The following is an 18,474-nucleotide window of genomic DNA, read 5'->3' on the forward strand; positions in this document are numbered from 1 at the left end:
AGATGACAGAACAGCCGATGGTTCAGATGAAAAATCTCCATAAATATTTCGGTGAAAATGAAGTGCTGAAGGGTATAGACATAGATGTGGAAAGAAGTGAAGTTGTGGCGGTGATAGGACCCAGCGGTTCAGGGAAAAGCACTCTGCTTCGCTGTGTAAACCGTCTTGAGGAGTCAACTGAAGGAGAAATCTATATCGAAGGAATACTGCTCAACAAACAGGGCATGAAACCCAAGGAGTTTCAAAAACACCTCAACAGAATCCGCACAAAGGTTGGAATGGTTTTTCAGCAGTTTAACCTCTTTCCGCACATGACAGTTCTGGAAAATGTTATTGAAGCTCCGATTCATGTACTGAAAAAATCCAGAAAAAATGCAGTGAAATTTGCTGAATCGCTCCTTGATAAAGTGGGAATGCTGGAAAAGCGTGATGCATATCCCAAAACCCTTTCAGGAGGGCAGAAACAAAGGGTCGCCATAGCCCGTGCCCTTGCTATGGAGCCCGACATCATGCTTTTTGACGAAGCGACTTCAGCTCTAGATCCTGAACTTGTGGGAGAAGTGCTGAAGGTCATGGAGGATCTGGCGAAAGAAGGTATGACCATGATAGTGGTAACTCACGAAATGGACTTTGCCAGACGTGTTGCGGACAGGGTGGTCTTCATTGCCGAAGGAAAAATAGTTGAGCAGGGAAATCCGGAGAAAATATTCACCGAACCTGCGGAAGAAAGAACAAAGCAATTTCTCGGAACTTTTATAAACGGTTTCGGGTCATAAAACAAAAGGGCAGAAGCGTGCGTCACTTTCTGCCCTTTAAACTTCCGCCGGTTTGCTCAATCAGCGGTTATAATAATACTATATGCTCATTATGAAAAAAATCAATAGCTATTGAACATGCTGATATTACGGATAAAGTTAAGCCGTAATTTTATCATCAATAGCCTTGTTTGCTAATTTATCAGCAAGCTTATTCTGCTCTCTGGGTACGTGATTAAAAGAAACCTTTAACCCCTGCAAGGTCTTAACAAGCTCAAGGCGTATCAGCGCAAGGGCTTCATTCCTCACCTTATATTCGCCTTTCATCTGTTTTACAATAAGCTCGGAGTCGAGATAGAAATTTATCTCAGAAGGATTTTTAAGTTTTGCTCTGCGTGCGGCTTCAAGCACCGCCCGGTATTCGGCTACATTGTTTGTGGCATGTCCCAGATAAAGACAGCCCTCTTCCAGAACTTTATTCTCCGTATTCAGAATAACAAAACCGCAGCCCGCCTCGCCGGGGTTACCCCTTGAGGCGCCATCGGAAAAGACCTTTAATATCATTGATTAATCATCACTGAGCGCATAAAGGAAACGCTGGCAGTTGGGACACTGATGCAGAGCTTTGCCTTTTTTTACTTCAACATAAAGCTGGGGTGGAACTTTGATATAGCAACCTGTGCAGGTTTCTTCGTGGACTCTTACGATGGCGAGATTGTTTCTGGCGTGTCTTACTCTTTCGTATTTAGAAATAATGGATTTTTTTACAACTGACTGAGCTTCTGCTCTTTTGGTTTTAAGTTCGGTGAGTTCTGTGTTTGCTTCGGAGTCTTCTTCGCTTTTCTGAGCTTCTTTTTCCTCAAGGCTCGCCTTGAGTTCAGCCTCTTTGGCCTCAAGCTCCTCAACCTTCTGTTTGGATGCGTTTACACTCTCCTGAAGCTCAAGGATTCGGTATTCGCCTTCGTTCACGTTTTTCTTAAGCACATCAAGCTCTTTCAGAACAGCTTCATATTCCTTGTTATTTTTAACATTAGGAAGCTTACCCTGCGCTTTATCCAGAAGAGCCTTGTTTTCCGCACATTCCCTTGAGAGCTTGGAAAGAGTTTCAGCATCAGTATCATATTTAACTTTTACAGTTGCATATTCACTTTTTACGCTTTCAAATTCGTCCCTTACCTCTTTAAGAAACGCCGGAACCTGTGAAACCTTGGTTTCAAGTTCGGCAATTCTGTTGTCCAGCTTCTGCAGTTCAATAAGCTGTTCCACTTCTTGGAGCATTGATCACCTCATATGTTTTATTGGAGAACTCTCATCAATAATGATTGTTTCTATATTAAGCTCTTTGTTTATTCTTTCTGCCAGATGCTCCATGTAGCATCTTTCTGTTTCAAAATGACCCGCATCCACAAGGCATATGCCAGCCTCATAAGCGTCCAGTGCATCATGGTGCTTCATATCCCCTGTAAGGAGAAGTTTAACGCCGCAGCGGTTCCACATGGACGCTCCGCTGCCTGTTATTATGCCGAAGCCGGTAAACTTCGTATCAAGGGGAAAACCGTTGTAACGAACCGTTCCACAGCCGAGCTTTGATTTGACAGTCTCAAGGAACTCGCCAAGGGTAAACTCACGCCCGAAGCCGCATTTTCTGCCGAGTGAGAACTCTGTGCCTATTTCCATTTTATAGACATCATAAGCCACTTCCTCGTATGGGTGAGCCTTAATAACCTCTTCAATAAGCCTGTTCAGGTTAGGCGCAGTGACAACAGTTTCAATGCGGTATTCCTCAACCCTTTCCAGTTCGTCCTTTTTGCCGATAAAGGGATTTGCTCCCTCCATAGGCTGGAAGGTTCCGGTTCCTTCTATGTTAAAAGTGACCTTTGAATAATTCCCAATAACGCCCGCACCTGCCCTGTCTATGGCATCACGCACGGCATCTTCATGCCCTTTCGGAACAAAAACCGCATACTTATACCAGTTTTCCTTCCCCTCTTTTACAAGACCGCCCTTCACAGATGCACCGATTTTTTCGGCGAGATAATCGTTCAGGCTAAAATCCGCAAGGTCTGCGGAGGTGTGGTAGGAAATGATATTCAGGTTGCCCTGCACGGCTTTTATGATTTTGCGTCCCAATGCGTTTGCGGGGTTTATGCTTTTCAGCTTGTCAAAAAAAAGGGGGTGATGAGTAATAAGTAACTCACACCCCGCATCAATTGCTTTGTTTATCGCCCCTTCACTGGGATCCAGTGCCAGAGCTGCTTTTCGTGTTTCAGCATCCGGACTGAGACAGATTTGCAGTCCGGAGTTGTCCCAAGTGTACTGTCTGGACTGACTTACTGCATTTTTTTCAAGAAAGGCGATTACGTTTTTTATGCTACTGCTCATCATTTTATTTAGAGGAAAAAAAATGGGCCAACTAGGAATCGAACCTAGGACCTCCCGGTTATGAGCCGGAGGCTCTAGCCAACTGAGCTATTGGCCCGTTATCTCGTTAAAAACGAGAAGGTTGTTTTACTTAAATATTATAGCTTTGTCAAGAGCTATTCTACAAAAGTTTTAAGAATTCTGCTTCTGGTGGGATGGCGCAGTTTTCTTAAAGCTTTAGCCTCAATCTGCCTGATACGTTCACGGGTTACGCTGAACTGTTTGCCAACTTCCTCAAGGGTGTGGTCAGACTCGCAGTCTATTCCGAAACGCAGCTTGAGAACGTTTGCTTCACGCTGAGACAGGGTGTTGAGTATCTGCTTGGTATGTTCACGCAGCTTGAGGTACATAACCTCGTCTGCGGGGTTTGTAGCGCTCTTGTCTTCGATAAAGTCACCAAGGCTGCTGTCCTCATCCTCACCTATGGGTGTTTCAAGGGAAACAGGTTCTTTGGCTATTTTCATAACCTTTTTGATTTTCTCTACAGGGATATCCATTTTCTTGGATATTTCTTCCGGCGTAGGTTCTCTGCCGTAATCCTGCTGAAGCTGGCGGGTTATCTTCATCATCTTGTTTATAGTCTCTATCATATGCACGGGGATACGGATAGTGCGTGCCTGATCCGCTATCGCCCTTGTGATAGCCTGACGAATCCACCATGTAGCGTATGTGGAGAACTTATAGCCTCGTTTATACTCAAACTTTTCCACAGCCTTCATAAGCCCTATGTTACCTTCCTGAATCAGGTCAAGGAACTGGAGCCCTCTGTTGGTATATTTTTTGGCTATGGAAACAACCAGACGGAGGTTTGCTTCAATAAGCTTGCTTTTAGCATTTTCCGTCTCTCTTTCACCAAGGAGAAGCCCTTCATAAATAAGTTCAAGCTCCTGCTTGTCACAGCCGAGTTTTTTGTATTCCTTGAGGAGGGTATCTCTCGCTTTGGAGAACTTTTTGACAACAAGTTCTTTTTCGCTGGGAGACTTTCCGGTTTCATCACAGGCTTTTATTATATCCTCGTCTGAAAGTTCAAGCGGGTCATGGTTGGTGGCTATTTTCATAAGCTTGAGAAGCTTGCGGATGTCGCTCTGAGAGTCAATGACTCTGGAGTACATTTCTCTTATATCATTGGCGATCTGGCATATTCTTGAATAATTCACTTTTATTTCAAGGAGCTTGGCTGTAACTTCGTCAACCGTAGCCTGTCTCTGCCTGTTTACTTCAATCATGTCCTCAACATTGATCGAACCGTCCTTAATTCTGGCGGCAAGTTCAATATTTTCTTTAAGCTTCTGAGTGATATCCTCAAAAATATTTACAAACTGGGCACGCATCTGCGCTTCCCTGTCTTCTGCCGCTTCCGCTGCCGCTGTTTTGGCTTTTTCTATTTCTTCAACAGCTTCCGCTACGGTTTTCTGAGGTGCGGGTTCTTTAACTTCGGCTTCAGAGTCTTCCTCATCAAAGCTTTCTTCCTCGTCGGAATCAACTTCATTTTCAGCATCATTCTCTGCATCGTCAAAATCCATCTCACCGGACTCAAAGTCAAGCTCGTCGTCCACATCCACAATGTCTTTCAGTCTCATGGAACCATCGTTGATGGCTTCGGATATCTCCATGATTTTTTTTGCTGTGGTGGGAAAAAGAAGAACGCTGCGGATAACTTTGCTCTGTCCGTCTTCAATTTCTCTGGCTACCTGAATCTCCTCTTCCCTGTTGAGAAGAGGAATGTTTCCCATCTCCTTAAGATAAAGGCGCACGGGATCATCCGTACTCATGGTATCCTCAACACCAGATTTCAGAGCTGCCATAACCTCATCGTCCTCGTCCGCTTCTTCATCATCATCGTCAGCGGAAAGAAGGCTGCTGTTCTTGGACTTGGAATCTATAACATCGATCTTGAGCTGTGCGAGGAGCATGAGTATTTCATCAATGAACTCTGCCGAACTCATCTCTTCCGGCAGGATGTCGTTTATCTCGTCAAAAGTGAGAAATCCCTTCTCTTTCCCCAGTGCGATAATCTGTTTAACTTCCGGGGTCTTAATCTTTTTCGACATCTACTCTAAACCTCCGATTTCTTATCAATAACTTCGTTCCGAACAAGGCTGTTTTGGAGACGGAGATACTCCATCTTCTCTTCAAAAGAAGCCGCTTCGGATATTTTTTTGGTCATGTTTTTCTTGAAAGCAGGCATTGCGTTGCTGATGATCTTACCCCTATTTTCCATAGCGGAACGGTAATAATCTTCCTGAGACTCTTGCTGGATACGCATTTCGGCAATATCCTCACCCACTTCGGGATCATTGACAAGAATTTCGATAGTACCACCTTCACTAAAAACTTCAACCACTTTCTTAAAAATTTTTCGCGCAACGGGATCATGAAAATAGGATTCCGCTACGCCTTCGGTAAGTCTCTGCCCCAGGTCTTCGGGGAGCTGGAACAGGCTGGAGAGGTAATGCCTCTCACATATATAATTCAATGAACTTGAATTTGTTTTCTTTAAGTTAGTTTTAGCCAGAGAAAGATCAACGTCTTTTTTCATTAAGTCAGGGTCAACTTCAAACCGCTTTGCCACTGCCTCAAGGTAGTGAGCCTTTCTGTACGGATCCTTTATCCGCATGAGCTTGTCTTTTATCCTGCCTAAGTGCATGAGCTTCCTGTTAAAATCACTGGAACGCCCCCGCATGAGGTCAACAGTGTAGAGAAAAAGATCCTTTTTCGCATCCAGAAGCCTTTCAAACTCGGCATTGCCCTTCTGCTGTAAAAAGGTGTCGGGGTCGTCGCCCTTAGGCAGAAACACCGCATAGGGGAAAAAGTTTGATTCAAGGAAAACATCCAGAGCCTTAAGCGCTGCCTTGTATCCGGCATCGTCACCGTCAAAAAGGAGAATTATCTCCTGTGCATAGCGCTTGAGCTGATCCACATGCTCTTTGGTGAGCGCAGTTCCCATTGTGGCGACTGCGTTTCCGTAGCCCTTTTCCACCAGACGCATAACATCAAAATAGCCTTCGGTGATTATGCAGGTTTCCGTCTTTTTGATTTTATCTTTCGCCTTGTCGAAGTTGTATAAGATCTCTCTCTTTCTGAAAGCTTCAGTCTCCGGAGAGTTCATATATTTCGGCATTGAGCCGTCCATTGAGCGTCCTGAAAACCCCACAACCTTGCCTGTTATACTGCGTATGGGGAATGACAGCCTGTTGAAAAAGCGCATACGGACACCGTATTTACCTTCAACAAACAGCCCTGAAGCAAGAAGAACATCCTTGCCGTATTTCTTGAGATACGGCTCGGTTTCAAGCCTTATGGGGAAATATCCCAGCCCGAATTCCTCCACAACCTCACCTGCAAACTTTCTGGAGGCTATATAGTCCCTTGCCTCTTTTCCTTCTGCGGAAAGGAGCCTGCGCTTGGTTTCAAGGAGAATATCCTCATGCAGACCGATTATTCCGCTTCGCTTTGAGTCCTCTTTCCCTGTCTGAACACTGATGCCGTACCGCTCAGCGAGAAACATAACCGCATCAGTAAAGCTCAGGTTATGAAAACGGGAAACGAATGTAATAACATTTCCGCCTGCTCCGCAGCCGAAGCAGTAAAAAAGGTTCTTTTCAGGATTAACATTGAATGAAGGTGTCTTTTCACCGTGGAACGGGCAAAGTCCCTTGTAGCTGTTTCCGGCTTTTTTTAGCTGAACAGTCTCTCCGACAATGTCGACAATATCTGCTGAACTCAGAACCTCTTCGACAACGGTATCGGGTATTTTCATATATATAGTCTACTCCTGATTTAATAATACAAATCCGCACACATAAAACACCAGGAAGGAAAAACAGGCGGAAACCTGAACCTTTCCTTTCACTGAAAGTTCTAAAAAAGCGGGAAGAAATAATTATCTGCTGATGTGTTGAATATCTTCATACTTTATATAATATAGACAAAGGATCCTATTTCAAATATATTTTAACATGCTTTTTATAAACAGTCTCAATATCGGAATAAAAAATTCCGAAAAAAACATACATATTTTACGTGATGTTTCCCTAAGTATTCAAAAAGGCGAAATACTTGGAATCGGCGGTGAGTCCGGTTCGGGAAAAACCATTCTCGCCAAAACAGTGCTGGGGCTCCTCAGCCTTCCGGTTCAGAAAGTTTCCGGAGAAATAGTTTTTGAAGGCAAAAAACTGGAAACAGAAAAAGATTTCCGCTCCGTCCGGGGTAAAAATATATCCATGATTTTCCAAAATCCCACAGCATCTCTCAATCCTGTGATGAAAATCGGCACGCAGATTATTGAAGCGATACGTGCTGCAGATAAAAAAATCTCAAAATCAGATGCCCGCAAAAAAGCCGAACAGCTTCTGAAAGAGGTCGAGATTGATTATCCGGCTGAAAGACTTGAGAGTTATCCGCATCAGCTTTCCGGCGGTATGAACCAGAGGGTGATGATCGCCCTAGCCCTCGCCAGCGACCCCGAACTCCTCATAGCTGACGAACCCACCACAGCGCTTGATGTAACCATACAGAAGCAGATTGTTGAACTGCTCCTCAAGCTGAACAGAGAGAAGCATCTTTCTATTATATTCATCACCCATGATCTTTCTCTGATGCAGGTAATCTCCCATCGGTGCATTATCCTCTATGCAGGGGAGATAATGGAAAAAACTGACGGAAAGGCTCTGCGTGAAAACAAAATACGCCACCCCTATACATACAGCCTGAAAAAATGTCTGCCCGTACTGGATGAGAAAAAAGAGACTCTCTACTCAATTCCGGGGGTCATTGAAAAAAATACAGACGAATATGATAACTCATGCGTTTTTCATAAACGCTGCTTCAACAAAATTGATAAATGCACAGCGGAGAAACCTAAGCTCACCGCTGAACACCCTTTTGCCTGCCATAATCCGCTCTGATTCATACTGCGATACTTTTCCACCTGCCCCGCATAAACACACGGACAAGAAGTCCCGCCCTCACTGCGCTTTCCAAAGCCGCTACAAGATAAATCCAGAAGAGTGAAATGCCCATCCACACCATAACAACGGCCGGAAGAACACGCAGAAGCCATATGCAGACAGTATTCACCACAAATGTGGTTCTCGTATCCCCTGCCCCTCTCAATGCTCCGCTCATAACAAAAAATATGCCCAAAGGAATCTGGCTCAAGCCCATTATACGAAGATATTCCGCTGCATGTTCCACAGTCGCAGCATCCGAAGTAAAAACCCTTGCCAGCGGGACAGGAAAAAAGAACATAGCCAGCCCCACAGTTCCCATGAATGCACATGCGGCAACAGTTGCTGCCAAAGCATCCTTCTCCGCCTCTTCAGGGCTGCCGGCTCCGAGATGTTTTCCGGTCAGCGCCATAGTCGCAACTATAAAACCTACCCCCGGCATAAATGCTATTCCCTCAACACGCATACCGATCTGGTATCCGGCGAGAGCTTCTGTTCCGTACCTCGCAACCAGAGCCGAAAGCACAATGTACGTGGGAAAGGTCATCATTCTTTCCATCCATGTGGGAAAACCGACCTTGAGGGCTCTCCGGAGAAGATCGGCAGAAAAACGTGTCACAAAATGGATCTCTTTTTTGATGAAGCATATATAGATGTATATAAAAAATTCAAGAAGCCTTGTGAAAGCGGTTGCGTAAGCCACACCGGCTACACCGAGAGCGGGAAACCCCCATGCGCCTAATATCAGCACATAGTCAAGCACCAGATTCACAACATTGCCGAACACGCCTATATAAAAGGGTATTTTTGTTTTCCCGTATGCGTTAAGACTGCTGTAAAGCACACCTTGGGCAAAAAGAATGGGGATGGTGAAGGCATAAATTTTCATATATACTGAGCCTATCTCTTCTATTTCTCCGCTCATGCCGAGGATATGAAACAGGATGTGAGACTTAAAGTAGCCCACAAGAAGCAGCGGAACAGAAAATGCAACGGCGAACAGGAACATATTATAGCTCACAAGCCCTGCCTTTTCAGGCTCCTTTGCACCGAAAAAACGTGATACAAGGGCATTAGTACCCACATAAAACAGCGACATGAAAGCGTACAACATACCTGCATACTGCATGCTTACGCCCACAGCGGCAACACTAAGAGCCGAAATACGCCCCACAAAAAGCATATCAACAAGCCCCTGAACCATACCGAGGAAATTATACATAGCGGCGGGAAAGGATATTTTAAGAACAGTCCATATCCTTTTACCAAAAGAAAAATCCGACAAAAAAGCACCTTTTTTCTGTAAACAATTGTAAAAAACAGTATAAACCAAAAACAGAAGCTTGAAAAAGGGAAAAAAAATATTTAGAATAATACCGAAATGAAATTATGTTATAAATTACAAATGTTCATAAAAACAAAAACACCAAACCGGTGAAAAATGATAGCGAAACTCTTCGGCAAAAAGAATGTTGAAAATAAACCGAAAGACCCCATAGCCATTTATGTAAACAAGATGTGCGAGGCTGCGAAAAAGCACAATGTAATGACCGAAAAAATTGAGGATGCGGTGTTCTCTGTTGTGGATACGGAGACCACAGGGCTTGATCTCTCCAAGGCAAGGGTTATTAACATAGCCGCTGTCAAGGTACAGAATTTTAAAATCATCGATTTTTACAACACGTTTATTAATCCTGAAATGATCATTCCGCCTGAATCAATCAAATGGCACAACATCACCGATGAAATGGTTAAGGATAAACCGAAAGTTGAAGAGATTCTGCCCGATTTCATGAAGTTTGTCGGTACATCAGTTATAGTGGGTCATCACATAAATTTCGATATAAAGATGATAAATAAAGAGCTTAACGGCTGTTTCGGGTGCCAGCTCAACAACCAGTGGCTTGATACTATGCTGATCTATTCCCGTGCGATTATCAAGAAAGAGGATCACCTCACTCTTGATCATCTGTTTGATGTCTATAATGTGAAATGTAACGGCAGGCACACAGCGCTGGGGGATGCCCTCGCCACGGCAGAGGTGTTCACCAAAATGGTTTTTCAGGCAAATGAACACTACAGCACAATCCGTGAGCTTGTGGACTGTCAGAAAAGCCTGCTGACATAAGCGAAAATCCGGTTTATTAAAGGCTGTTTTCCTGCTATAAAAACAATATGGAATCAGTTATACCTTTCAAAAAAGAACTCATAGGCAGTGTTGTTGCCAATTATCTTAAATTTTTCATGCACATATCACCTCATCCCGGTGTGGTTATCGGCAGGCGTGGTTTTGTTGACGAGGAAAAAACACGGGGAATAGTCCTTGTGTTCGGATCGCAGTCATACCGTGATTTCAGGATGGAGGACAGCTTCATCTCCGTTACAATGAAGTTTTCCGGCAGATGGGAAGAGGTCTTTATCCCTTATGAAGCCATAGCAGCAGTTTTTAACGATCCTGTTACCCCTGAGTTTATAGTTAATTTCCGCATTCAGGAGAAAAAAACCGAACAGCCGAAAGCCGAAATTGAAACTCAGCAGGAAGGCAAAATAATCAGGCACGACTTCGGAAAAAAGAAATAAACAGCCTTCAGTAACCGCCGCTGATAACCATAAAAGCGGCAAAAGCGATAACCGCAGGCCAAATCAGCCCTGCCACATAAGCCACAATGACCGAAGGCAGCCAGCCAATTCCACCGCCCAGAAGCAGACCGTAGTTCTTTACACAGTACACGTACGCAATTACAAAAACCACACCCCATGTCAGATAAAGCCCGAAACGATATAAATTGCTTCCAAAGCCCATGCTCCGCTCCTATGTTCATTATAAGAAATAAGCAGTTCAGATTAATCAACTAAAGGATCTACATTTTCATGAATATCAAATTTATATTCATAAAACAATACAAATTTCTGAAATACTTGACATTTTCCATAAAATAGATTAGCGGATGTTCATTTGAAATAAACAGATCAGGATAGTGGAATTTTTTAACAGAGCATTCTGAAAGGACTGGGACTTAAAGAGAGAAAAACAATTTCAGTCCTTGTTTTTTTCGTTCATTTTTCTGACACAGGCATGAAGAAGCTCGAGAAGAAGATCCTTATGAACAGGCTTAACCATGATATAGTCAGCGCCGTCAAGGTTTTTTCCCTGATCGGGAAAAGCCGTTACGATAACAATCGGCACTTCTTTGTCATGCTCACGTATGGAAGCTATCATTTCAGCGCCGTCCATAACAGGCATGGCGAGATCAGCCACAACAAGGTCAGGGCGTTTTTCCATGAAAACATCAAGTCCTTCCTGCCCGTTGGCTGCCATGTAAACCTCTGCTGTTCTTCTGCGGATGATGTTTACGATGGAAAGTCTGGCTATTTCGTCATCCTCAACGCAAAGAACACGCAGTTTGCTTAAATCTGTCGAAGCCACGCCTCACCCCATGAAAATTACTATCAATAACATAGTGTTTCCCTAGAGGATATTGCGTGAGGGGTTTATAGTCAAGAGATAAAAAAAACCGGAAAGGCTTTCACCCTTCCGGCTTTGAGATTATTTTTTTAATTATGCGAGCATTCCAACAAACTCGTCCGCTTCTTTTACGGGGCTGAGTTTGAACTGTTCAACAATGAAGTTAGCCACTGTCGGCGAGAGGAACGCAGGCAAGCTCGGTCCGAGATGGATGTTTTTCACACCGAGGTAAAGCAGCGCAAGAAGAACTGTAACCGCTTTCTGCTCATACCATGCCACATCATAATAGATGGGAAGTTTATTAACATCATCAAGTCCGAAAGCTTCTTTCAGTTTGAGAGCAATGACAGCGAGAGAGTAAGAGTCGTTACACTGACCGGCGTCAAGCACTCTGGGGATTCCGCCTATTGTACCGAGGTTGAGCTTGTTATAACGGTATTTAGCGCATCCCGCTGTGAGGATGATGTATCCTTCGGGGAGCTTTTCAGCAACTTCTGTGTAGTGCGAGCGGGTTTTGTGCCTTCCGTCGCAGCCGGCCATAACAACAAAGCCTTTTACAGCGCCGGATTTAACAGCTTCAATAACCTTATCGGCAATGGAAAGAACTGTTCCGTGAGCAAAACCGCCTACAATCTTACCTGTTTCAAGTTCCACGGGAGCAGCGCATTTTTTAGCAAGAGCGATAATTTCAGAGAAATCTTTTTTGCCGCCCTTCGCCCTGTCGCCGATGTGCTTAACACCGGGATAACCGGCCATGCCTGTGGTGAAAATTCTGTCTTTGTAGGAATCTTTCACAGGTACAATACAGTTTGTTGTCATAAGGATAGGTCCGTTGAATGTTTCAAATTCCTTATCCTGATGCCACCAGGAGCCGCCGTAGTTTCCGGCAAAATGGGTATATTTCTTGAATGCCGGATAGTAATGACCGGGAAGCATTTCGCTGTGAGTGTAAACATCAATTCCTGTTCCTTCTGTCTGCTCAAGGAGTTCCTGAAGGTCTTTAAGATCGTGTCCGGAAATGAGGATACCGGGGTTTTTACCAACGCCGATGTTAACCTCTGTGGGTTCGGGGCTGCCATAAGTAGTCGTGTTGGCCTTATCAAGGAGAGCCATGGTGGTTACAGCAATTTCGCCTGTTTTCATAACAAGTGCTATAAGCTGTTCCATGCTCATATCTTTCACTGTGGCAGCGAGAGCTTCCTTAGCGAAAGAATAGATAGCGTCATCCTCATAACCAAGAACCGCCGCATGCTCCGCATAAGCAGCTATACCTTTCAGACCGTAGGTAATAAGCTCTTTCAGCGAGCGGATATCCTCATTTGTTTCAAGGAGAATGCCCACGGATGATGCTTTCGCCTGAAGATCCTCATCATTTGCGGGTTTCCATGTCACACAGTCAGGCATATGAGCGGGCACAGCCGCTTTTGCCTTTACGGATTCTCTTATATTCAAAGCCTCTTTCACAAGAGATGTCAGCTTGTCATTATCAAAGTTAGCATTTGTGATTGTGGCGAAAAGTGCCTTGATTGTGAAAAAACCTGCTTCCTTCTCATAAACTCCGGCAGGAGCGCACTCACCTGCAAAAGCTATCCCCTTAAGGACGTAAAGAAGAAGATCCTGAAGCTGGGCGGTATCAGCCTGTTTACCGCAAACCCCTTTTACCGTACAGCCTGTGTTTTTTGCCGTTTCCTGGCACTGCATACAAAACATACTCATTAAATTGTCCTCCTGTCTTTTTTTTTCTGATGAAGTTATGATATAAGAATACCAAGTAAATGATTTGATATGGATCAAGAATGGATAAAAAAACTGCGATTAAAAAATTTCTTACGGCTTTTTTCGGTGATGACAGTGTTCACGATGTCATAGACAGAATTTCAAAGGTCAGAACTCTGGACAAAGGCGGAATTCTCTTTATGGAAGGTCAGACAGGAAGATACATCTACTTTCTGCTGGAAGGGAAGATAAAGCTCTATAAAACCAACAGTGAAGGCAAAGAGGCAATAGTACACTTTGTTGTTGAAAATGAGATGTTTGCTGAAATAATTCTTCAGCTTGAGTGCTGCTATCCTGTCACCTCTGAGGCAATGGAGAACTGTATTCTTCTGGAGATGGATGCGGCGGAACTTTTCAGACAGATCGAAAAAACACCCAAAGTTGCCATGGCCATAATAGCCTTGCTTGCCAGACGAATAAAATATTTTGTAAATATGATTGAAAACCTCACACTTAAAGATGTGCGGGGCAGATTTCTGCATTATCTGGGAACAATACAGCATAAAGGTAAAAACACAGCCACTCTTCCCGTCCCAAAAGGCGAGCTGGCTCTTCTTCTGGGTACAACACCGGAAACTTTCTCACGGCTTCTTAAAAAACTTGCTGAGGAAGAGGTGATAACCTATGAAGGCAAAAAAATAACATTTCTCAAAGAACTTGAGTAATCAGTAACAGTCTTAAGTCTGATTTTAATATTACAGGTGTAATAAATATGTATTATCTTCTTTTCCTAGCATCTGCCGCTGCAGTGATATTCGCCGGTAAAAAAATGTCGGTAAGCGGCGATATAATAGCCGAAAAAACCGGACTGGGGCACAGTTTCATCGGGCTCACGCTCATTGCCGCCTCCACAAGCCTGCCGGAAGTTATATCCTCTGTCGGCGCTGTGACAATTGTTGACAACCCGGATCTGGCATTCGGTAATGTTTACGGCTCAAATATGTTTAACATGCTGGTAATATTCATAATGGATGCCATGTACCGGAAAGGCAGCATCCTTGCTCATGCCAGCAAATCCAATGTTACAACAGGTCTTTATGTAATAATTCTTACCATGATAAGCGGAGTTGGACTTTTTGTTCCTATGCCCTCTTTCGGGTGGCTGAATATTACAAGCATAGCCATATTCGCAGTTTATCTCCTCTCAATGTACACTGCGTTTATACATAAGGACGAGCTTTCAGCAGACCTTGAAGAGGAAAATATAAACGGAACCAGCCTGTCCTCTGCTTTTCTGTCATTCGCAATATCAGCAGCAATTATAGTTGCCGCAGGGCTTGCACTCAGCAAATCCGCAGACTTTATAGCCACAGACACAGGGCTGGGCGGTTCATTTGTGGGCAACTTCATGCTTGCCTTCGTTACATCTCTTCCCGAACTGGCAGTGTGCATAGCGGCTGTGAAAATAGGCTCTGTCAATATGGCAGTTGGCAACCTCATTGGCTCTAATATTTTTAATATAACAGTAATCGGGATATGTGACCTTTTTTACCTCAAAGGCGATGTTTACAGCTCCGTCAGCAGAATCAACACTGTTGCCGTTCTGATTACATCCATAGTGGTGGCTCTTGTTCTTCTTGGTATTGAGCTTGATAAAACAGCAAAAAAACACAGGAGAATCTCCGTTGTGTCATGGTGCATAGCGGCGCTTTACACTGTTTATATGCTTTATATTTATTTTGCATCATAGGTTCATAAGGACATTGAGTTTACAAAAGCTTCACCGACACTTATAATTCTTAATAAAATGGTATGATATGTGGAAATATAAAACAGAAAAAGAAAATACGGCGGTAATCACACCGCCTAAATCCATCAACTACGATACTCTGGAGGATTTCCGCAAGCTGATCAAAAAGCTTACGGAATCAGGCTGCGTCAATGCTGTCATAAATATGAAAAATGCTATATATATAGACTCCAGCGGTCTTGGAACACTCGTCAAGGCGGCTGCTGACCTGAAAAATGCCGGCGGAAACCTTAAACTTGCCGATGTCAGCCAAGGTATTATGGATATACTCAAAATAACAAGCCTGCATAAGGTACTGAAAGTTTACGAGGATACGGAGACCGCACTTAAAAATTATGAGTGAGGGAAAAAAATTAAGGCCGGGCAATGCTGAAATTCAAAAACCTATCAGAACAGATATTCTTATCGGCTTTTATAGCTGCCGTTATAACTGTGATTACGGTAGGTCTTCTCTGGCTTATGGATATCAACACCAAGTTAAGCGAGGAAACAGCAGACCTTAAAACTGCCCAGATTAACAGCAGAAAAGAGCTTATCAAGTCACAAGTTGATGAAATAAGAACCTTCATTGATTATGAAAAAGTGCGTACAGAAAAAGAGATCGCCAGCGTTATTTCAAATGAGCTTAACAGTATTGTTTATCTAATCAGTGAGCTGGCAGAATACGAAACAAAAGATAAGCTTGTCTCCTCCGCCCTTTCCTTAGCCTCCGGATTTAATACAAAAATCTTCATAATCGATGCAGAAGGTACTATTCTTGCCCATTCATCAATGCCTGAGCTGGCTGGAAAACATGTATCATCTTTTGAAGATGCAGATAAAAGACGCCCTTATTACATTCTTTTTAATGATGCTCAAAAAGGTTTCAGAGCCAACATCCGTTTCAATAATAACCCTCAGCCGTCAGGAACTTATGAAATAAGTGCTTCTGCGTTTCATGATCAGAATTCCGGTCTCATAATCGGAGTTCAGGCAGACAGAAATATTTTCATTAATATAATGAGGAATAACATATTCCGCACCCTTGCCTCCAGAAAACTAAGCAAAGGCGGTTATCTTATCGTAACCGATTTTAACGGCTACCTTCATGCAAACTTCGGCACATATTACGACCCTCCGCTGTATTTTGAAAAATTTCAGGATTCCACGGGAGCATACCCTTATCTGGGTATAAAAGAGATTCTTGAAAAGGAAGATACCACATTCTACTCCTACCTTTACCCTAAACATAAAGGCGGCAAACCCCTTCAAAAGGTATCTTACTTCGCAGCAGACAGAGAGCTGAATGCGATCTATGGAACGGGTCTTTACATCGACGATATTGAAGCAGTATTTGAAGCGGAAAAAGCAATAAGAGTTCAAAGAACAAAAGATAGCATTATAAAGACAGTCAGTGTTCTTTTTATAACTCTTTTAATAATAGCAATCATTGCCCGCAGAGTTTCAGAGCAGATAAAGAGAAGTTTCGGCTCATTTATGCTCTTTTTTGAAAGAGGCAGGGATGAAAATGTCAAAATAGAGCAGGACGAGCTGTTTTTCAACGAATTCAAGATACTGGCAGAATACGCAAACAGAATGATTGAAGAGCGGGTAGAGTTTGAAAAAACTCTTGAGGAAAAACATCTTGCTCTCCAGAAAGAAACAACGGAAAAGCAGGAGTCTGAAAAACGTTTTAAAACCGTTATTTCCGTTATGCGGGAAGGTGTACTGATTCAGGACGGAACAGGACGCATAATAAGCATAAACGCCAGCCTCCGTCAGATGTTCGGAATAGGCGATACAGGCATAATAGGGCGAACTCTCGAATCACTCGGTCTGAAATTCATGGATGAAGATAACGTAATAGCAGGAAGTTTCTGCCCGCCCATAGCCGAATGCAGGAAAAATGGAAAACCTTCTGTTGACAGCATCATAGGGCTTCATAAACCGGATGGAAGCTCAAGCTGGTTCATCGTCAATGTTATGCCTCTCTTCACAGACAACGGCGACAAGGTCGACAAAACCGCAGCAACCTTCAGCGATATAACAACAAGAAAAGAGCTTAATGACGAGCTTGTAAAAACCAGAGCAAGTCTGGAAAATGCTCAGACAATTTCAAATATTGGCAACTGGGAGTGGAGTCCGGATACGGGTAATCTCTGGCTTTCAAAAATGTTTTACACCATTCACGGAATAAAAGAGGGGCAAATACTCGACCTTGATACTTTTCTGGCGATAACACACGAAAATGACAGGGATAGAATCAGGAAACTTCTTCAGGATCTTGCCAGAAAAGACATCCCCTTTGAGACGGAATACAAGGTTGTAAGTGAAGGCGGTCAGGAAAAGTGGGTGTATGCCAAAGCTGTTACATCTGTCCTTAATAACGGCGAGAAAGTAATAACGGGAACCATTCAGGACATAACCGCAATGCGTAAAGCCCAGCAGGAGCTTAAACAGGCGTATGCCAAACTTAATGAATACGTCGAAATAATAGACGAAAACGTAATAATATCTGAAACGGACAAAAAAGGATTTATAACATCCGTCAGTGAAGCCTTCTGCCGCATATCAGGCTACAGTAAGGAAGAACTGCTGGGGAAAAAACATAACGACCTGAAATATGACCGCAATGATCCCCCAACTGCCGATGATATACGCTTTATTGTACTTACCGGAGAAAAATGGGTGGGAGAAGTGCGGAATAAACGCAAAAACGGCGAGCTTTACTGGGTAAAAGCAACAGTCTCACCTAAGTTTGATGCAAACGGCAAGCCAGTAGGCATGCTTTCTATCAGGCAGGATATTACCGACAGAAAAAAGGTTGAGGAGCTTTCACTCACCGACGAACTGACCGGACTGAACAACAGAAGATCTTTCAATGCGGTTCTTAACTCTGAACTGAAAAGAGTCCGCAGAGACAGTAAATACCTTACCTTTGTCCTGATAGACGTTGACAAGTTTAAAGAGTTTAACGACACATACGGACATACCCAGGGGGATATGGTGCTGAAGAGCGTATCCCACTGCATGAAAAGCTTTATGCTGAGAAGCTCAGACTACAGCTTTCGGCTGGGGGGAGAGGAATTCGGACTCCTTTTCAGCGGGCTGGATACAGAAAAAAGTAAAGCGTTTCTTGAAAAAATACGTTCAGCGATAGAAAACCTCATGATCGAACATAAAGGCAACACAGCCTCAAAGTTCGTGACCGCATCTTTCGGTGGAATCTGCATAAACCTTTCCAAGTACACAAAAACAGATATCGATACCCTGTACAAAGCGGCTGATGAAGAGCTTTACAAAGCCAAAGATGCAGGCAGAAACTGTATTTTTCTGAAAACAGCAGACTGATCCTGCTCAAAATTTTCCTGTTTGTTA

17 protein-coding genes and 1 tRNA gene are annotated in these 18,474 nt (G+C 43.5%); 8 read left to right on the forward strand and 10 right to left on the reverse strand.

Features of this window, described 5'->3' with window-relative positions:
- The first annotated feature begins 2 nt into the window (after positions 1-2).
- A complete protein-coding gene (locus tag ACYRYY_RS03000; RefSeq protein WP_460214013.1) occupies positions 3-776 on the forward strand; it encodes an amino acid ABC transporter ATP-binding protein in 774 nt (257 codons plus the stop codon).
- Between the two features lie 138 nt (positions 777-914).
- Here the strand turns inward: ACYRYY_RS03000 and ACYRYY_RS03005 are convergent, their stop codons facing one another.
- The 6 genes from ACYRYY_RS03005 to dnaG form a co-directional block, all read right to left on the reverse strand.
- Positions 915-1,319, reverse strand: coding sequence for a ribonuclease HI family protein (locus ACYRYY_RS03005; RefSeq protein WP_460214014.1), 405 nt, complete (start codon positions 1,317-1,319; stop codon positions 915-917).
- Between the two features lie 3 nt (positions 1,320-1,322).
- Positions 1,323-2,033: a zinc ribbon domain-containing protein gene (locus tag ACYRYY_RS03010; protein WP_460214015.1), complete on the reverse strand. Its 711-nt coding sequence runs from the start codon at positions 2,031-2,033 to the stop codon at positions 1,323-1,325.
- A 3-nt stretch (positions 2,034-2,036) separates the two neighbouring features.
- Positions 2,037-3,140 (reverse strand): Nif3-like dinuclear metal center hexameric protein, encoded by a 1,104-nt coding sequence (locus tag ACYRYY_RS03015; protein WP_460214016.1) that lies wholly within the window; start codon positions 3,138-3,140, stop codon positions 2,037-2,039.
- A gap of 20 nt (positions 3,141-3,160) precedes the next feature.
- A tRNA-Ile gene (locus ACYRYY_RS03020) sits at positions 3,161-3,234 on the reverse strand.
- A 58-nt stretch (positions 3,235-3,292) separates the two neighbouring features.
- Positions 3,293-5,227: an RNA polymerase sigma factor RpoD gene (gene rpoD, locus ACYRYY_RS03025; RefSeq protein WP_460214017.1), complete on the reverse strand. Its 1,935-nt coding sequence runs from the start codon at positions 5,225-5,227 to the stop codon at positions 3,293-3,295.
- Between the two features lie 5 nt (positions 5,228-5,232).
- A complete protein-coding gene (gene dnaG, locus ACYRYY_RS03030; RefSeq protein ID WP_460214018.1) occupies positions 5,233-6,936 on the reverse strand; it encodes a DNA primase in 1,704 nt (567 codons plus the stop codon).
- 199 nt (positions 6,937-7,135) lie between these two features.
- On the opposite strand from dnaG, the gene ACYRYY_RS03035 reads away from it, so the two are divergent.
- Positions 7,136-8,083: an ABC transporter ATP-binding protein gene (locus tag ACYRYY_RS03035; protein ID WP_460214019.1), complete on the forward strand. Its 948-nt coding sequence runs from the start codon at positions 7,136-7,138 to the stop codon at positions 8,081-8,083.
- Position 8,084: 1 nt separating this feature from the next.
- On the opposite strand, the gene ACYRYY_RS03040 is transcribed toward ACYRYY_RS03035, so the two are convergent.
- Positions 8,085-9,410: an MATE family efflux transporter gene (locus ACYRYY_RS03040; RefSeq protein WP_460214020.1), complete on the reverse strand. Its 1,326-nt coding sequence runs from the start codon at positions 9,408-9,410 to the stop codon at positions 8,085-8,087.
- Positions 9,411-9,566: 156 nt separating this feature from the next.
- Here ACYRYY_RS03040 and ACYRYY_RS03045 point away from each other — a divergent pair, with 156 nt between their 5' ends.
- Both ACYRYY_RS03045 and ACYRYY_RS03050 read left to right on the forward strand, forming a co-directional pair.
- Positions 9,567-10,253, forward strand: coding sequence for a 3'-5' exonuclease (locus tag ACYRYY_RS03045; protein ID WP_460214021.1), 687 nt, complete (start codon positions 9,567-9,569; stop codon positions 10,251-10,253).
- A gap of 47 nt (positions 10,254-10,300) precedes the next feature.
- Positions 10,301-10,705, forward strand: a complete 405-nt coding sequence (locus ACYRYY_RS03050; RefSeq protein WP_460214022.1) for a ClpXP protease specificity-enhancing factor SspB — start codon at positions 10,301-10,303, stop codon at positions 10,703-10,705.
- A 7-nt stretch (positions 10,706-10,712) separates the two neighbouring features.
- Here the strand turns inward: ACYRYY_RS03050 and ACYRYY_RS03055 are convergent, their stop codons facing one another.
- The 3 genes from ACYRYY_RS03055 to hcp all read right to left on the reverse strand — a co-directional run bounded on the left by ACYRYY_RS03055 (position 10,713) and on the right by hcp (position 13,307).
- Positions 10,713-10,928, reverse strand: coding sequence for a hypothetical protein (locus ACYRYY_RS03055; RefSeq protein ID WP_460214023.1), 216 nt, complete (start codon positions 10,926-10,928; stop codon positions 10,713-10,715).
- A gap of 234 nt (positions 10,929-11,162) precedes the next feature.
- Positions 11,163-11,552, reverse strand: coding sequence for a response regulator (locus ACYRYY_RS03060; protein ID WP_460214024.1), 390 nt, complete (start codon positions 11,550-11,552; stop codon positions 11,163-11,165).
- Positions 11,553-11,684: 132 nt separating this feature from the next.
- Positions 11,685-13,307: a hydroxylamine reductase gene (gene hcp / locus ACYRYY_RS03065; RefSeq protein WP_460214025.1), complete on the reverse strand. Its 1,623-nt coding sequence runs from the start codon at positions 13,305-13,307 to the stop codon at positions 11,685-11,687.
- An 80-nt stretch (positions 13,308-13,387) separates the two neighbouring features.
- Here hcp and ACYRYY_RS03070 point away from each other — a divergent pair, with 80 nt between their 5' ends.
- From ACYRYY_RS03070 to ACYRYY_RS03085, 4 genes are all read left to right on the forward strand, one after another.
- Positions 13,388-14,032: a Crp/Fnr family transcriptional regulator gene (locus ACYRYY_RS03070; RefSeq protein WP_460214026.1), complete on the forward strand. Its 645-nt coding sequence runs from the start codon at positions 13,388-13,390 to the stop codon at positions 14,030-14,032.
- 47 nt (positions 14,033-14,079) lie between these two features.
- Positions 14,080-15,057: a sodium:calcium antiporter gene (locus tag ACYRYY_RS03075; RefSeq protein WP_460214027.1), complete on the forward strand. Its 978-nt coding sequence runs from the start codon at positions 14,080-14,082 to the stop codon at positions 15,055-15,057.
- 67 nt (positions 15,058-15,124) lie between these two features.
- Positions 15,125-15,460: an STAS domain-containing protein gene (locus ACYRYY_RS03080; protein ID WP_460214028.1), complete on the forward strand. Its 336-nt coding sequence runs from the start codon at positions 15,125-15,127 to the stop codon at positions 15,458-15,460.
- 23 nt (positions 15,461-15,483) lie between these two features.
- Positions 15,484-18,447 carry a PAS domain S-box protein gene (locus ACYRYY_RS03085; RefSeq protein ID WP_460214029.1) on the forward strand — a complete coding sequence of 988 codons (2,964 nt, stop codon included), beginning with the start codon at positions 15,484-15,486 and terminating at the stop codon, positions 18,445-18,447.
- The last annotated feature ends 27 nt before the right edge of the window (positions 18,448-18,474 follow it).

The sequence above is a fragment of the Geovibrio sp. ADMFC3 genome (assembly GCF_054687035.1).

Coding starts and splice junctions, on each gene's coding strand:
- ACYRYY_RS03000 (WP_460214013.1), top strand. CDS start 3: ATGACAGAACAGCCGATGGTTCAGATGAAAAATCTCCATAAATATTTC.
- ACYRYY_RS03005 (WP_460214014.1), bottom strand. CDS start 1,319: ATGATATTAAAGGTCTTTTCCGATGGCGCCTCAAGGGGTAACCCCGGC.
- ACYRYY_RS03010 (WP_460214015.1), bottom strand. CDS start 2,033: ATGCTCCAAGAAGTGGAACAGCTTATTGAACTGCAGAAGCTGGACAAC.
- ACYRYY_RS03015 (WP_460214016.1), bottom strand. CDS start 3,140: ATGATGAGCAGTAGCATAAAAAACGTAATCGCCTTTCTTGAAAAAAAT.
- rpoD (WP_460214017.1), bottom strand. CDS start 5,227: ATGTCGAAAAAGATTAAGACCCCGGAAGTTAAACAGATTATCGCACTG.
- dnaG (WP_460214018.1), bottom strand. CDS start 6,936: ATGAAAATACCCGATACCGTTGTCGAAGAGGTTCTGAGTTCAGCAGAT.
- ACYRYY_RS03035 (WP_460214019.1), top strand. CDS start 7,136: ATGCTTTTTATAAACAGTCTCAATATCGGAATAAAAAATTCCGAAAAA.
- ACYRYY_RS03045 (WP_460214021.1), top strand. CDS start 9,567: ATGATAGCGAAACTCTTCGGCAAAAAGAATGTTGAAAATAAACCGAAA.
- ACYRYY_RS03050 (WP_460214022.1), top strand. CDS start 10,301: ATGGAATCAGTTATACCTTTCAAAAAAGAACTCATAGGCAGTGTTGTT.
- ACYRYY_RS03055 (WP_460214023.1), bottom strand. CDS start 10,928: ATGGGCTTTGGAAGCAATTTATATCGTTTCGGGCTTTATCTGACATGG.
- hcp (WP_460214025.1), bottom strand. CDS start 13,307: ATGAGTATGTTTTGTATGCAGTGCCAGGAAACGGCAAAAAACACAGGC.
- ACYRYY_RS03070 (WP_460214026.1), top strand. CDS start 13,388: ATGGATAAAAAAACTGCGATTAAAAAATTTCTTACGGCTTTTTTCGGT.
- ACYRYY_RS03075 (WP_460214027.1), top strand. CDS start 14,080: ATGTATTATCTTCTTTTCCTAGCATCTGCCGCTGCAGTGATATTCGCC.
- ACYRYY_RS03080 (WP_460214028.1), top strand. CDS start 15,125: ATGTGGAAATATAAAACAGAAAAAGAAAATACGGCGGTAATCACACCG.
- ACYRYY_RS03085 (WP_460214029.1), top strand. CDS start 15,484: ATGCTGAAATTCAAAAACCTATCAGAACAGATATTCTTATCGGCTTTT.